The sequence below is a fragment of the Paraburkholderia sp. UYCP14C genome (assembly GCF_004197395.1).
Lineage (GTDB): Bacteria > Pseudomonadota > Gammaproteobacteria > Burkholderiales > Burkholderiaceae > Paraburkholderia.
Genome location: NZ_SELS01000006.1, coordinates 79,156 through 94,086, shown reverse-complemented (window position 1 = coordinate 94,086; position 14,931 = coordinate 79,156). Strand labels below are relative to the sequence as shown.

General features: G+C 64.0%; 14 protein-coding genes. 4 read left to right on the top strand and 10 right to left on the bottom strand.

Features of this window, described 5'->3' with window-relative positions; genetic code table 11:
• Nucleotides 1-115 precede the first annotated feature (115 nt).
• Both EVC45_RS07425 and clpB read left to right on the top strand, forming a co-directional pair.
• Nucleotides 116-646 (top strand): Rrf2 family transcriptional regulator, encoded by a 531-nt coding sequence (locus tag EVC45_RS07425; protein WP_129957370.1) that lies wholly within the window; start codon nt 116-118, stop codon nt 644-646.
• A 170-nt stretch (nt 647-816) separates the two neighbouring features.
• Nucleotides 817-3,414: an ATP-dependent chaperone ClpB gene (gene clpB, locus EVC45_RS07420; protein ID WP_129957369.1), complete on the top strand. Its 2,598-nt coding sequence runs from the start codon at nt 817-819 to the stop codon at nt 3,412-3,414.
• A gap of 181 nt (nt 3,415-3,595) precedes the next feature.
• Here the strand turns inward: clpB and EVC45_RS07415 are convergent, their stop codons facing one another.
• The gene (locus tag EVC45_RS07415) at nt 3,596-4,132 is read right to left on the bottom strand and encodes a YidB family protein (RefSeq protein WP_373682999.1); all 537 of its coding nucleotides are present in this window, start codon (nt 4,130-4,132) and stop codon (nt 3,596-3,598) included.
• Complete coding sequence (locus EVC45_RS07410; RefSeq protein WP_129957367.1) at nt 4,132-4,725, bottom strand: helix-hairpin-helix domain-containing protein; 594 nt, start codon at nt 4,723-4,725, stop codon at nt 4,132-4,134. Before EVC45_RS07410 ends, EVC45_RS07415 begins: the two co-directional genes overlap by 1 nt.
• 319 nt (nt 4,726-5,044) lie before the next feature.
• On the opposite strand from EVC45_RS07410, the gene EVC45_RS07405 reads away from it, so the two are divergent.
• Both EVC45_RS07405 and EVC45_RS07400 read left to right on the top strand, forming a co-directional pair.
• On the top strand, nt 5,045-5,572 hold the full coding sequence (locus EVC45_RS07405; RefSeq protein ID WP_129957366.1) for a MerR family transcriptional regulator: 528 nt from the start codon (nt 5,045-5,047) through the stop codon (nt 5,570-5,572).
• Entirely contained in the window at nt 5,491-5,901 is a 411-nt protein-coding gene (locus tag EVC45_RS07400; RefSeq protein ID WP_129957365.1) for a carboxymuconolactone decarboxylase family protein, read from the top strand. The genes EVC45_RS07405 and EVC45_RS07400 overlap by 82 nt, the downstream gene beginning before the upstream one ends.
• A 121-nt stretch (nt 5,902-6,022) precedes the next feature.
• Here EVC45_RS07400 and EVC45_RS07395 read toward each other — a convergent pair whose 3' ends face one another.
• From EVC45_RS07395 to trxA, 8 genes are all read right to left on the bottom strand, one after another.
• Nucleotides 6,023-7,402 (bottom strand): MATE family efflux transporter, encoded by a 1,380-nt coding sequence (locus EVC45_RS07395; protein ID WP_129957522.1) that lies wholly within the window; start codon nt 7,400-7,402, stop codon nt 6,023-6,025.
• A 2-nt stretch (nt 7,403-7,404) separates the two neighbouring features.
• Complete coding sequence (locus EVC45_RS07390) at nt 7,405-9,162, bottom strand: glycosyltransferase family 39 protein (RefSeq protein ID WP_129957364.1); 1,758 nt, start codon at nt 9,160-9,162, stop codon at nt 7,405-7,407.
• Nucleotides 9,163-9,438: 276 nt separating this feature from the next.
• Nucleotides 9,439-9,702 (bottom strand): type B 50S ribosomal protein L31, encoded by a 264-nt coding sequence (locus EVC45_RS07385; RefSeq protein WP_129957363.1) that lies wholly within the window; start codon nt 9,700-9,702, stop codon nt 9,439-9,441.
• Nucleotides 9,703-9,880: 178 nt separating this feature from the next.
• The gene (locus tag EVC45_RS07380) at nt 9,881-10,714 is read right to left on the bottom strand and encodes a zinc-dependent peptidase (RefSeq protein ID WP_129957362.1); all 834 of its coding nucleotides are present in this window, start codon (nt 10,712-10,714) and stop codon (nt 9,881-9,883) included.
• Between the two features lie 14 nt (nt 10,715-10,728).
• Nucleotides 10,729-12,285, bottom strand: coding sequence for an MFS transporter (locus tag EVC45_RS07375; RefSeq protein WP_129957361.1), 1,557 nt, complete (start codon nt 12,283-12,285; stop codon nt 10,729-10,731).
• Entirely contained in the window at nt 12,282-12,836 is a 555-nt protein-coding gene (locus EVC45_RS07370; protein ID WP_129957360.1) for a MerR family transcriptional regulator, read from the bottom strand. Before EVC45_RS07370 ends, EVC45_RS07375 begins: the two co-directional genes overlap by 4 nt.
• A gap of 178 nt (nt 12,837-13,014) precedes the next feature.
• On the bottom strand, nt 13,015-14,283 hold the full coding sequence (rho, locus tag EVC45_RS07365; protein ID WP_008921615.1) for a transcription termination factor Rho: 1,269 nt from the start codon (nt 14,281-14,283) through the stop codon (nt 13,015-13,017).
• 279 nt (nt 14,284-14,562) lie between these two features.
• Nucleotides 14,563-14,889, bottom strand: a complete 327-nt coding sequence (gene trxA, locus EVC45_RS07360; RefSeq protein ID WP_013089343.1) for a thioredoxin TrxA — start codon at nt 14,887-14,889, stop codon at nt 14,563-14,565.
• Nucleotides 14,890-14,931: the final 42 nt, after the last annotated feature.

The following is a 14,931-nucleotide window of genomic DNA, read 5'->3' as shown; positions in this document are numbered from 1 at the left end:
GCCGCCAGCCAGTCATGTTAGGGCGCGGCGCTCGTTCACGGCAACCCTTGCGACGTCACGGTTATCGGCACGTTCAAGGCGCTTGCTCGCGGCCTTTCACGCTACACCAGGACCTATGAGACTTACCGACTATACGGATTACGCGCTGCGCGTGCTGTTGTACCTCGCGGTGCGGGGCGACGGATTATCGACGATTCAGGACATTTCGCAAGCTTACGGCATCTCGAAGAACCATCTGATGAAGGTCGTGCAGCAACTCGGGGAACTCGGCTGGGTCGAAACCGTGCGTGGCCGCAACGGCGGGCTGCGGCTCAGCGCCCAATCGCTGTCGCTGACCGTCGGCGACGTGGTGAGAGTCACCGAAAGCGATTTTGCGCTGGTCGGCTGTCTGCCGGACCGGCAGGGCCAACAGCGGCCTTGCGTCATCACGACGCAGTGTCGGCTGCGTGGCGCGTTGCAGGCAGCGAACCTCGCTTTTCTCGCCGAACTCGATCGCGTTACGATCGGCGACGTCGCGCAACCTCAAAGTCCGCTCGCGGCATTGCTGGGATTAGGCCCTACGATCCAGATGGTGCCGCTGCCGATTCCGGCGGCATCGGATAGCACGCGCAGCGCCAGTCCGGCGGCGCTGGATCACAAGAACTAGAACATCCGGCCGACTCCGGGGGGCGGAAGGCCGTCCAGCGGCGGCACTGGGGAAGGATCGCGGCAGTTCTTGCGTTCAAATGTTAAATGGTTGCGACCGAGGCCAAAAAAGCGCTTGAAACCCCAATAAAACGCCTCATTTTGGTGGTAATCGAAATTGGAGGTCTCTTGATGAGAATCGACAAACTCACCACTAAATTCCAGGAAGCGCTCGCCGACGCCCAGAGTCTGGCGGTTGGCCACGACAATCAGTACATCGAACCGGTCCACCTGCTTGCGGCACTCGTCGCACAGCAGGACGGTTCCGCTCGCTCGCTGCTGTCGCGCGCCGGCGTGCATGTGCAGCCGCTGCAAAACGCACTGAACGACGCGGTCACGCGGTTGCCGCAAGTGCAGGGCACCGACGGCAACGTGCAGATCGGGCGCGAATTGACCGGTCTGTTGAACCAGGCTGACAAGGAAGCGCAGAAGCTCAACGACACGTTCATCGCGAGCGAGATGTTCCTGCTCGCGGTCGCCGACGACAAGGGCGAGGCCGGCCGTCTCGCGCGCGAGCACGGCTTGTCGCGCAAGGCGCTCGAAACCGCGATCGCCGCAGTGCGCGGCGGCTCGCAGGTGCATAGCCAGGACGCCGAAAGCCAGCGCGAGGCGCTGAAGAAATACACGATCGACCTGACCGAGCGCGCCCGCTCCGGCAAGCTCGATCCCGTGATCGGCCGCGACGATGAAATCCGCCGTTCCATCCAGATCCTGCAGCGCCGCACCAAGAACAATCCGGTGCTGATCGGCGAGCCGGGCGTCGGCAAGACCGCGATCGTCGAAGGGCTCGCGCAGCGCATCGTCAACGGCGAGGTGCCGGAAACGCTGAAGAACAAGCGCGTGCTGTCGCTCGACATGGCGGCGCTGCTCGCGGGCGCCAAGTATCGCGGCGAGTTCGAGGAGCGCCTGAAGGCCGTGCTCAACGACATCGCGAAGGACGAAGGGCAAACCATCGTCTTCATCGACGAGATTCACACGATGGTCGGTGCCGGCAAGGCCGAAGGCGCGATGGACGCGGGCAACATGCTGAAGCCGGCGCTGTCGCGCGGCGAGCTGCATTGCGTCGGCGCGACCACGCTCGACGAATACCGCAAGTACATCGAGAAGGATGCCGCGCTCGAGCGCCGCTTCCAGAAAGTGCTGGTGGACGAACCGTCGGTCGAGGCGACCATCGCGATCCTGCGCGGTCTGCAGGAGCGCTATGAACTGCACCACGGCGTCGACATCACCGACCCGGCGATCGTCGCGGCGGCGGAGCTGTCGCATCGCTACATCACGGACCGCTTCCTGCCGGACAAGGCAATCGATCTGATCGACGAAGCCGCGTCGAAGATCAAGATGGAAATCGACTCGAAGCCGGAGGAGATGGATCGGCTCGACCGTCGTCTGATCCAGCTGAAGATCGAACGCGAAGCGGTGAAGAAAGAGAAGGACGAAGCGTCGCAGAAGCGTCTGCAGCTGATCGAAGAGGAAATCGAGCGCCTGAACCGCGAATATTCGGACCTCGAGGAAATCTGGACCGCGGAAAAAGCGGCGGTGCAAGGCAGTGCGCAGCTGAAGGAAGAGATCGAGAAGACGCGCGCGGAAATCGTGCGTCTGCAACGTGAAGGCAAGCTCGAGAAGGTCGCCGAATTGCAGTACGGCAAGCTGCCGGGTCTCGAAGCGCAACTGAAGGAAGTCACGCGCGCCGAAGCGGAGGAGCAGAACAGTCCGAAGCGTCCGCGTCTGTTGCGCACACAGGTCGGTGCCGAAGAAATCGCCGAGGTCGTGTCGCGTTCCACCGGTATTCCGGTGTCGCGCATGATGCAGGGCGAGCGCGAAAAGCTGCTGCAGATCGAGACGAAGCTGCATGAGCGCGTGGTCGGCCAGGACGAGGCGATCAACGCGGTTGCCGATGCGATCCGCCGCTCGCGCGCGGGTCTGTCGGATCCGAACCGTCCGTACGGCTCGTTCCTGTTCCTCGGGCCGACCGGCGTCGGCAAGACCGAGCTGTGCAAAGCGTTGGCGTCGTTCCTGTTCGACTCGGAAGAGCATCTCATCCGTATCGACATGAGCGAGTTCATGGAGAAGCACAGCGTCGCGCGTCTGATTGGCGCACCGCCGGGATACGTCGGCTACGAGGAGGGCGGTTATCTGACCGAGGCCGTGCGCCGCAAACCGTATAGCGTGATCCTGCTCGACGAGATCGAGAAGGCGCATCCGGACGTGTTCAACGTGCTGCTGCAGGTGCTCGACGACGGCCGCATGACCGACGGCCAGGGCCGCACCGTCGACTTCAAGAACACGGTGATCGTGATGACCTCGAACCTCGGTTCGCAGGTGATCCAGGCGATGGTCGGCGAGTCGCAGGACGCGGTGAAGGACGCGGTGTGGGAAGAGGTGAAGCTGCACTTCCGGCCCGAGTTCCTGAACCGGATCGACGACGTCGTCGTGTTCCATGCGCTCGATCGCTCGAATATCCAGTCGATCGCGCGGATCCAGTTGCAGCGTCTGCAAGAGCGGCTCGCGAAGCTCGACATGCAACTGGTGGTGTCGGACGCGGCGCTCGAGCACATCGGCAAGGTCGGCTACGATCCGCTGTTCGGTGCGCGGCCGCTGAAGCGCGCGATCCAGCAGGAGATCGAGAATCCGATCGCGAAGCTGATTCTGGCCGGCAAGTTCGGTCCGAAGGATGTGATTCCGGTCGAAGTGGAGGACGGCAAGCTGCTGTTCGAGCGCGTCGTGCACTGAACGCGATGGCCTGCTGAGGCGACGGGGCGGCGGCAGTAAGTCGGTCCCGCCCGCGTTAAGAAACCGGCAACGAAGGTGACTTCGTTGCCGGTTTTATTTTGTGCGCCGATTTCAAACCGGGCGTGGGTGTCGGCGTCGAGCGGCAGCCTGAGCGGCCGTCGGCGGATCGCGCGCAGCGTGCTTAAGCGTTGCCCTTGTTGCCGAGCAGCGCCGACAGGCCGCCGAGCGCGCCGAGCACCGTGGTCGCGTTCAGCTTGCCATCGGCCGGTACTTCGCCTTCCGGGGTGGCCGCGTTGACAACGTGCGGCAGGATCTGCGACAGCAGACCCGTTACCTGATCCGGCTCCACGCCGGCCTTGGCGGCGAGACCGCTGACGGCTTCCGAGCCGAGCACGTTGTGCAGAGCGTCGGGTGCTATCGGCTGGTTTTCGCCGTTGCCGACCCACGACGACACGACGTCGCCGAGGCCCTTCTCCTGAAACCGCTGGATCAGGCCGTTCAGGCCGCCAGGCTGGTTGTTGACGAATTCGAGCGCGGCTGAGATCAGCGCTTGCTGGCCGCCGCCTTCTGGCGATTTGCCAAGCAGGGAACCGATAGTGTCGAGTAGGCTCATGACGGTCTCTCTTGAATGCCGGCGCGTGCATGACGGCCGGGCGGGTGACGACGACGCGCGGTTGCGCGTCGCGGTGAAACGCAACGGCGGCAGCCCCGCCGGCATCAGGCGCCGGACGCAGCCGCGGCGGATGCCGCCTTGCTGTTCTTCGCTTTCTTCTTCGAAGCCTTGGTGCCGGACGCGTCGGCCGGTGCGCTAGCTGCCGCGGCGGCCGGCGCCGAAGCGGCTGCCGCGTCGGATGCGGCGGCCTTGCCCTTCTTCTTCGACTTCGACGGCTTCTCAGCCGAGGCGGGGGCAGCCGCGGCCGGCGCGGTAGTCGCAGCCGGCGCGGGCGCGGCCGTGGTGGTTGCCGCGGCAGCCGCGGGTGCCGTCTTCGTGGCCGCCGTGCCGGCCGATTTGGTCGACGTCTTCGCGCCGGTCGGCGGCGCCGACGAGCCGTTGACCGTCAGCCCGGCCGCCTCGAGGTTCTCGACCGATTTCTGGCCGAGGCCTTTCACGCGCGCGGCGAGATCGTCGGCGTTCTTGAACGGGCCGTTTTTGGCGCGTTCGTCGAGGATCGCTTTCGCATGTACGGGGCCGATGCCCTTGACCGATTCGAGCGCGGCCTGATCGGCGGTATTCACTTCCACGGCCGCGGCAAAGCCGGCCGACAGCGACAGAACCACAGCGACGCAAAGCATGAAAAGCTTCTTCAGCATGGCAAGCACTCCATTGAGGGCAAAAAGTTAGCCGGGAACGGACGACGCATCCTGTCTGCGGGCGCTGCGTTTAAGCATAGGACAAATCGCAGGCCCGATTTGAGATAGCGGACGATTTATACCGATCGATTGATGACAAGTAAATCAGGTCGGACAATATTTAAAACTTTTAGCGGCATGCAATGCCGGTGAATTTATCGGTCATATCGGTCGATATCGGTCGCGATAAATCGTCTGCGATAAAAGCGGGCAACGCAGACGAATGACAGCGTCCGACGCTTGACTTAGAGTGCACTCGAAGTCCTAACCTGAGTCCGTCATGTCGAAACACTCAACCGCGCTCACCATCGGTCAGGTCGCCGAAACGATCGGCGTGTCCACGCATACGCTGCGCTATTACGAACAGGCCGGCCTGATCCGGCCAGTCGGGCGCACGCAGGCGGGGCACCGGCTGTACTCGCCGGCCGACCTCGACTGGTTGCGCTTCGTGATGCGTCTGAAGGCAACGGGCATGTCGATCTCCGGCATGCAGCAGATCGCCGCGTTGCGCGCGCAAGGCCATCCGACCATGGGTGCGCGCCGCGACCTGCTGGTTGCGCATCGGACCGCGCTGCTCGCGCGGATCGCCGACCTTCAGAGCAGCCTCGGCGCGATCGACGACAAGATCGCGTACTACGAGGCGGCCACGAGCGGCGCGCTTGAGCCCGAGCCGGCACGACAGGACGACGAAACCTCGTCGTCCTCACACGCCAATAAGGACTTGCAATGGACTACGCACACAACGACCGCTACGCGCGCGGCTGGGACAAGCTCAGGGAAATCGACGGCTCGGCGGGCGAGCAGGTAATCGCCGCGCTCGCGCCGGTCGCGCCGGAATTCGGGCGCCTGCTGATCGAATTCGGCTTCGGCGACATCTACAGCCGGCCGCAGCTGGATCTGCGCACGCGTGAGATTGCGACGATCGCGTCGCTCGCGACCCTCGGCTGCGCGCAGCCGCAGTTGAAGGTGCATATCGAGGCGGCGCTGAACGTCGGCTGCACGCGCGAGCAGATCGTCGAGGTGTTCATGCAGATGGCGCTTTATGCGGGATTTCCGGCCGCGCTCAATGCGTTATTCACGGCGCGGGACGTTTTCGAGGTCAAGGATCGGGAGGCGGAGGCCGCCTGCACGGCGTGAGCGGACTCAACTGGGCGGGCAGAGGATAGGCGGATGCGGCGCAGGTCGTCTCTCGCCCCTGCTTGAACGCAACTAACCGTCCAATTCGTTCTGCCCGTGACCGTTGCGATCCGCCATCTCCTCAAACAGGCGTATCGACCCGCACCGCCACAGCGTCGCGCAAATAGCGCTGGCTCACGATTCGCCAATACACGAGCAAGCCGACCCCGGCAATCGCGAGACTCACGGTGTTCGCGACCCAGAACCCGCGCGCACCCGTCAGCCATGGCGGCGTGAGGCCGGTCGTATCGAAGCCGAGCGCATAGCCGCCGCCGAGCCCGACGCCCCACAGCGCCACTGCATAGATGACGGTCGGCACGACCGCGACCTTGTAGGCGCGCAGCACGAACGCGGTGGAGATCTGCAACGCATCGAACAGGTGGTAGCAGGCGACGATCAGCACCAGCGGCAACGCCTTCGCCGCGACCTGCGCGTTCGTCGTATAGCCGTCGACGATGTACGACCGCAGCGCGAGCACGAGCACGGCATAGCAGCACGCGATCGCCACCGCCATCGCGATGCCGTGACGCGACAGCGTGCGCGCCGCCTGCGGCCGATGTGCGCCGAGCGCCTGCGCGACCAGCGTCGACGACGCGATGCCGATCGACAGCGGCGTCATATACAACACCGCGCCGATGTTGCCGGCGATCTGATGCCCGGCAAGCGTCGTGGTGCCGAAGCGCGCGATGAAAAGCGCCATGAACGTGTACGACGTGACCTCGATCAGATACGACAGCCCCATCGGAATGCCAAGCCGCAGTTGCGCCGCCTGGCGCTTCCAGACCGGCCAGCAGAAGTGCCTGAAGATACCGAGTGCCTTGAAATCGTCGACGCGCGCGAGCAGCAGCATGCCAAGCACCGCGAGTGCCCAGTTGAGCAGCGTGCTCGCGAGCGCGCAGCCCGGACCGCCCAGCGCGGGCATACCGAGGCCGCCGAAAATGAACCAGGTATTGAGCGGAATTTTCAGCAGCAGCGCGGCGATCTGCAGGAACATCACGAGCCGCGGTTTGCCGAGCGCATTGGCAACGGAGCTATAGACCCGAAACGCGAGGCCGGCAGGCAGCCCGAACGCGAGAATCCGCAGATACGCGAGCGTGCGCTCGTGCAGCGCGTCGGGCACGCGGGACACGTCCAGCAGCGGTCCGGGGAAGAACAGGATCAGGAAGCCGATCACCGTCAGCGCGGCGGCGAGCCACCATGACTGGCGCACCTCTTCGCCGATCTCGCCGTAGCGGCGCGCGCCGTACAGTTGCGCGGTGATCGGCTGCAGCGCGGTCAGGATGCCGGTCAGGCCGATATAGACCGACACGTAGATCGACGAGCCGAGGCCTAGCGCGGCCAGATCGACGGCGGAGTAGCGCCCGACCATCGCCGTGTCGATCACGCCGAACGCGATGATGGCTAGCTGGCCGATCAATACGGGCCACGCGAGCGCGGCGATTTTCCGTACGTCGGCGAACAGGGTCACTTGAGTTTCTTGTGCCAGTTGCGGGTCTTGCCGGGCGGCGGCTTCGGACGGTCGATGCGCACGTACAGGCGGAAGTGCTCGTCGCGGTCGGCGGCGCGGCGGCCTTCCCAGACGAGCTTCCAGATGTAGTCGGGCATCGCGCTTGGGTCGCTGTAGTCCTGCGAGTCCTGACGCAGGATTACGTCGCAGTCCTGGTCGAACGAGAAATTCATGTCGCCGAAATACGCGAACGTCGCGATCTGCGCGTTGCCGAGGCGCACCGGCGAGATGCACGTGTAGTCATCGGGCAAGTGGTTGGCGATCTGCTGCGCGACGTCGCGATAGGTCCGGCTGTAGTTGACGACCGGCAGCCACAACGTCATCAGCAGCACCCACATCAGCGTCGTGCCGGCGCTCGACAGCACGACGCTGCGCCACAACACCTTCGGATGACGGGCGAGGCGCCAGCGCACCAGCAGAAACCAGCACACGGTCACCGCGACAGCGCAGACGAACGACAGAATCTTGAACTGCGGCACGAAGCCCGGCGCAAGCCGCGCGAGGTTGCGCGCGAGCGGATGCGGAAAGCCGGTCAGGCCCGCCACGTACACGAGCCACACGAAGCTGCCGAGGATCGTGAAGCTCAGCAGCGCGAACCAGTCGATCGCGTTGATCGCGCCGCGCTTGAGCGTCGGCAGCGCGAAAGTCGCGAGCACCGCGAGCGGCGGCAGCAGCAGCATGTAGAGCCGGTTCGACTGATGGCTTTGCAGCACGACGAGCACGAGCAGCGGCCCGATCACCGACAGCGGAATCGCCACGTGCGGCGCGCGCCGCAGACCCTTCCAGCTGAACCACGACCACAGCGCGAGCGGCCAGGCGGGCCAGGTGAAGAGCGGCAGGTTTTTCAGCGCATACGCGGCGACCGAGCCTGGCGGGCCCGCGAACGAGCTCAGGCTCACGTGCAGCCACTGGTTCAGATACCAGACGGCGTCATCGGGGAAGGCGGCGAGCGCGATGATCGGCCACGACACCGCGAGCACGAGCGCGACGGGCAGACCCGCGAGCAGCAGCCAGCGCGATCGCGTTTCGCGCACGATCAGCGTCATCGCGAGCGTGCCGAGCAAGAGCGCGCCGACCAGCACCGGGCTGCTCGCGAGTGTGACGAGACCGATCGCGAGGCCCCAGATCAGCGCGCCCTGGATCGGCTTGTCGATCATCCGCACGAGGCCGTAGACGAGCATCGCGATGCAGACGAACTGCGCGAGCTGCGGCGTCGTTTCGTGGCCGCGCTCGGCGAGGCCGAAGCACGCGAGCAGGATCAGCAGCGCGCCATCGGCGAGCGTGCGGCCATAGTCGCGCGGTTCCGGCTCGCCGCCGAACGCATATTTGAACGGTTGTACTTCGGCGCGCCGGCCGAGCAGATATGCCGCGTACCAGACGAACGCACAGCCCGCGCAGAACAGCAGGCCCGTGAATACGCGCGAAGCGTTGCTGGCGTCGACCCATGGCGCAAGGACACGGATCGCGCTCGCGCCGAGCCAGTAGCCGAGCGGGCCGTCCTCGGTCAGATATTTGCCGACGAGATTCGGCAGCAGCCAGTCGTGCGCGCCGCCGTTGGCCATCGTCCACATGACACCGAAGCCGGCTGCGTCCTCGTTCTTCCACGGATCGCGGCCGAACAGGCCGAACGAGGCGTAGACGATACAGATGGCCAGCAGCAGCCAGCGCGGCAACGCACTGGTCGCAGAGGCGGTGAGGCGAACGACAGGTCTCATGCGGTGTGTGGAGTCTGGATAAACGATGCAGCCGGAGCGGGCCGGCGGGTCAGGGCGGCAGGGCCAGTTTCGAGCATCCGGCATTGTAGTCGTGCCGTGCGATGCACGTCACGGCCGGTAACGCCCGGCAACGTCAATGGAGATGCAGTAACACGATGGCGCGAAAGCGCGGCGTGCGAGCCAGCGGCCGCACACGCACAGGCGACAAAAAAGGGCAGCTCGCGCTGCCCTTTCTGTTTGCTCCGTTGCCGGCCGGAAGCCGGCACCGTTGCGGTATTACTTCGTTGCCTTGCCCGAAGCGCGTGCGCCGAACTTCTTGTTGAACTTCTCGACGCGGCCGGCCGTGTCCATGATCTTTTGCTGGCCGGTGTAGAACGGATGCGATTCCGACGACACTTCGATCTTGGCGAGCGGGTAGGTCTTGCCGTTGAATTCCGCGGTTTCGCGCGTCTGGATGGTCGAGCGCGTCACGAACCTGAAGTCGTTCGACATGTCGATGAACAGGACTTCGCGGTAATCCGGGTGAATGCCTTCTTTCATGGTCTTTCCTTTAATCTGGCGGTAGCCAACCCGCGTGCAGTCTAAAATTGGACTGCCTTCAGGCGCGAGCCACTTGCCTACGGTCGAAAAACCGCGATTATGCCAGAAAATCAGTCGCTTGGCGATTTTTCTGCCAGCGGATTCTATTGCGGCGCAAGCGTCGCCCGTTCGCGGCGTTTCAAATGGATGTGAACGTCAATCCCACGCGCGCCGGATCCTGCCGGTAGTAGCGCGCGAGCAGCCTGTAGAGCTCCGGATACTCCGCCTCGAAAGCCTGCGGCTGCACGAACAGCGCCTCGCTGCACACGGCAAAGAATTCCGACGGATGGTCCGCGGCATAAGGATCGATCAGCGATTCGCGCTCGAAGCGCGCCCAGCGGCGTTCGGGCACCGCGTCGACATTCGCGCAGAAGTGATCGTACGCGTGGTCGAATATGTCGGCCCATGCCTGCGTGTCGAGCGGGGCGTGCCAGCGACGCATCAGCGGCGGGTGGCCGTCCGCTTCGCCGTTCAGCATGTCGATCTTGTGCGCGAACTCGTGAATCACGACGTTGTATGCGTCGCTGCCGTCGGTCAGCTGCGCGTCTTCCCATGACAACACCACTGGGCCGCCTTCCCACGCCTCGCCGCTGGCGTCGTGTTCGACCTCGTGCACGACGCCGTCTTCGTCCTCGACGGTCTTGCGGATCACGAATTCGCCCGGATAGACGATCACTCCGACCCAGCCGCGATACAGATCGAGGCTCAAATTCAGCACCGGCAGGCACGCCTGCGCGGCGATGCCGACCGTCATCGCATCGGTCAGCTCGAGCTCATGCGCGGTCGAGAACTCCTTCTGCGCGATGAACAGGCTCGTCAGCTCGCGTAGCCGCGCGAGATCGGGCGCGGTCAGATGCGCGAGAAAGGGCAGGCCGGCGAGCGTCGCCTGCCACAAGGAATCGTCGATCGCATAGTCGCGCAGCGCGCGCTCGCGACGCCGCGTGCCCAGCCAGTTCGTGAGTTTCGACAGCATGCTTGAGCCCACCTTCAGTCGATCTGTTTTTGCCACGCGGCGAACAGGCCGCCGCATATCGCGACGCCGATCAGAAAATAGAAACCGTCGAGCGACGCGAGGAAACTGGCCTGCTGCGCGACCGACCGGCCGATCGACGCGATCGCGAGCGCATGCGCCTCGCTCGCCGCATGGCCGGTGGCGGCGAAGCCGCGAGTCAGTGTCGCGAGCGTATTCTGGTAGACCGGATTGTACGGATTCACGGACTCCGCGAGGCGACTTTGATGCAGTGCGAGCCGATGCTGCTCGATGATGATTGCCGAGGCGGTCGCGAAGGAGATCGTCAATTGCCGCACGATGTTTTTCAACCGGTAGCCGTGCGTGAACTCCTCGATCGCGAAGATGCGGAACGTCAGATTCGCGACCGGCAGCACGATGAACAGCAACAGCAGGCCGCGCAGCAGCAGCGGCACGACGAGCGCCGCCTCGCCGACCTCGGGCGACATGCGCGTCATCCATGCGGCGGCGAACGCGGCCACGGCGAAGCCCGGCACGATGATCCACTTCTTGCGCGGCAGCAGCTTCGCATAACGTAGATAAACGAACAGCGCGCTCGCCGAAATCAGCGACGTGACGCCGACGAGCTGCCCGGTGTTCTCGACCGGATAGCCGAGGCCGCCTTCGAGAAAGCGCGAGATCAGGTAACTGAACACCGTCGACATGTAGTAATAGAACATGTACAGCACGATGCCGACCTGAAAGACCTTTTCGCGTAACGCATGCAGGCGCACGAGCGGCGCCGGGTGATGCCACTGGTGATACACGAACCAGCCGAGCGCGGTGACGCCAGCGACCGTCAGCAGGATCAGCGCCGGCGACGTGCTGAACAGCTGGAAGCGCACCTGCTGCATCACGATCTGCAGCGCGCCCTGCGCGAACGCGAAGATCAGATACGGCCAGAAATGGGCGGAGCCGCGTTCCTCGGGCAGGCGGTTGCCCGCGTCGGGCAGCGCGAGCAGCGCGAGCACGGCGAACAGCACGCCGGCCGGCACCGTGCACGCGAACAGCGCGCGCCAGTCGAAATGCGCGACCAGTTGTCCGCCGACGAGCGGCGCAAGCGCGCTCGCGAGCACGATCAGCAGCAGAAACGCGCGCGTGGCGCCGGGCCGCTGCTGCGGCGTGAAGCTCATCTGGATCAGGATGCGGCAGGTGCCCATCATCGGGCCGATGAAGTAGCCCTGAAAGCCGCGCGCGAACGCGAGCTCGATCGACGATTCGCTGAGCGCCGTGGCGGCCGCGCCCGCCGAATAGAGCAGCATGCAGCCGGCCACGTAGCGCCGGTAGCCGAAGCGCTCGACCCACCATTCCTGCTGCAGGATGCCGAGCACCGCGGCGACTGCGTAGGCGCTTGACGCCCACACGAGTTCATCCGGCGACGCATTGATGCCACCGGCGATATAGCTGGCGAAAAACGAGAAGACCGCGTTGTCGAAATAGTCGAGACCGGTGACGACCGCGAGCACCCACGGGAAAAAGTCGTCGCGCAACTTGTCGACGCCGAACCACGCGGCGCGGGACGAGGTGAGGCTCATGACGACCTGGGCGGTGTGCCGGTGCGCGATTTGCCCTTACGTTTGGCGGGCGCCGTTCCGGGCTTTCCAATCGCCCCGGCCGCTTTGGCCTGCGCGTGACGACGCCGTTCGAGCAGTTGATCGGCGTTTTCGCCGGCGAGGCGCCGCTCGAGATAGTCGAGATCGGGGGCCAACTCGGCGCGCAGGGCCTGGGCTTCCTTCAGTTCGCGGCGCACCGCTTCGATACGGGCGTCGAGTGCTTCGACCTGCTGGGCGATCGCATCGCGAATCTGCTGCAGCGATTCCATCGAGAAGCGATGACCGCCTTCGACCGGTTCGAGCGGCCGCTTCAGCATCTCAGTGATGCTGTGCAGCGAGAAACCGAGCGAGCGCAAACGCAAAATGCGCGCGAAGCGCTTCAGGTCCTCCTCGTCGTAGATGCGATAGCGGCCTTCGCTGCGAGTCGGTGATACGAGGCCGCGTTCCTCGTAGTACTTCAGCGTGCGCGGCGTGACGCCGAGACGTTCGGCGGCGTCGCGCACGGTCAATAGCGCGGGGGAGTCCTTCGACATGGTGGTGACGGGGAGGGCAGTGAGTCGGCATTGTACTGCAACGTGTACGTTCACGTACACGTTGAGGAGGCACGCATTGCATGGGCTGACGACGGGCGAAAAAAAACCGCTCGCAAATTGCGAGCGGCTTTTCATGCGTGCAGTTGCCGGCTAATTCAGCCAGCACGAAGGTGGGGCGTTAGCTGCCGCCACCTCGACGCATCATGTCGAAGAACTCGGAATTGCTCTTCGTCTGGCGGATCTTGTCGAGCAGGAATTCCATCGACTCGACTTCGTCCATGTCGTGAATGAACTTGCGCAGCACCCAGATCTTCTGCAGCACTTCGGGCTTGATCAGCAGCTCTTCGCGGCGCGTGCCGGACTTGTTCAGATTGATCGACGGGTAGACGCGCTTCTCGGCGAGACGACGCTCGAGGTGCACTTCCATGTTGCCGGTGCCCTTGAACTCTTCGTAGATCACGTCGTCCATACGGCTGCCGGTTTCGATCAGCGCGGTGCCGATGATGGTCAGCGATCCGCCTTCCTCGATGTTGCGCGCCGCGCCGAAGAAACGCTTCGGGCGCTGCAGCGCGTTCGCGTCGACACCGCCCGTCAGCACCTTGCCCGAGGCCGGCACCACCGTGTTGTAAGCGCGCGCGAGACGCGTGATCGAGTCGAGCAGAATCACGACGTCGTTCTTCATTTCGACGAGGCGCTTGGCCTTCTCGATCACCATTTCGGCGACCTGCACGTGACGCGCGGCGGGTTCGTCGAACGTGGAGGCGATCACTTCGCCGGCCACCGAACGCTGCATTTCCGTCACTTCTTCCGGGCGCTCGTCGATCAGCAGCACGAACAGCACGACATCGGGGTGGTTCTGCTTGATCGCGTGCGCGATGTGCTGAAGCATCACGGTCTTGCCCGATTTCGGCGACGCGACGAGCAGGCCGCGCTGGCCTTTGCCGATCGGCGCGATCATGTCGATGATGCGGCCCGTCACGTTCTCTTCGCCGCGCATTTCACGTTCGAGCAGCAGCACCTTGTTCGGGTGCAGCGGCGTCAGGTTTTCGAACATGATCTTGTGCTTCGAGGCCTCCGGCGGCTGGCCGTTGACCTTGTCCACCTTCACCAGCGCGAAATAGCGCTCGCCGTCCTTCGGCGTGCGCACTTCGCCTTCGATCGTGTCGCCCGTATGCAGATTGAAGCGGCGGATTTGCGACGGGCTGATGTAGATGTCATCCGTGCTGGCGAGGTAGGAGGTTTCCGGCGAACGCAGGAAGCCGAAACCGTCCGGCAGCACTTCGAGGGTGCCGTCGCCGAAGATCGTGTCGCCCGCTTTGGCTCGTTTTTTTAGAATGGCGAACATCAGTTCCTGCTTGCGCAGGCGGTTCGCGCTTTCGATCTCGAGGCCATTGGCCATCTCGATCAATTGGGACACGTGCAGAGTCTTAAGCTCGGATAAATGCATACGGAGAACCCGCAGGAGAAGGTGCGACGAAATGAAATCTGGGAGGAGGGTGAGCGGAACCGCTCAAAGACTTACACGTCTTTTCGACGTTTTGTGGATTCTAGCATAGCACACGCCAATTTCCGCCAGTGCGGCGGAGTGGCATCTTTGTCGTAAAGCGTGTTGCCGGCTGACAACACGCTCGACTGGAGGGCGCGGCGGCTTGCTCCACCGAGGCGCCCGATTCTCAACTGCTTGCAGCGCGCGATGAACCCGAGAGCGCCGCGACGTGCTGCTGCTTTACAGGTTGCCGTCGAGGAACGCGGTGAGTTGCGACTTCGACAGGGCGCCGACCTTCTGAGCGGCAACAGCGCCGTTCTTGAACAGGATCAGCGTGGGGATGCCACGCACGCCGAACTTGACCGGCGTGGACTGATGCTCGTCGACATTGATCTTCGCGACTTGCAGGCGATCGGCGTAATCCTTCGCGACTTCGTCGAGGATCGGCGCGATCATCTTGCACGGACCGCACCATTCAGCCCAGAAATCGAGCAGCACGGGTTTATCGGATTTCACGACGTCCTGTTCGAACGATGCGTCGCTAATATGCTTGATTTGTTCGCTCATTTATGAATACCTCTATCGGTTCGAGGCCCGCCTGAATTGCTC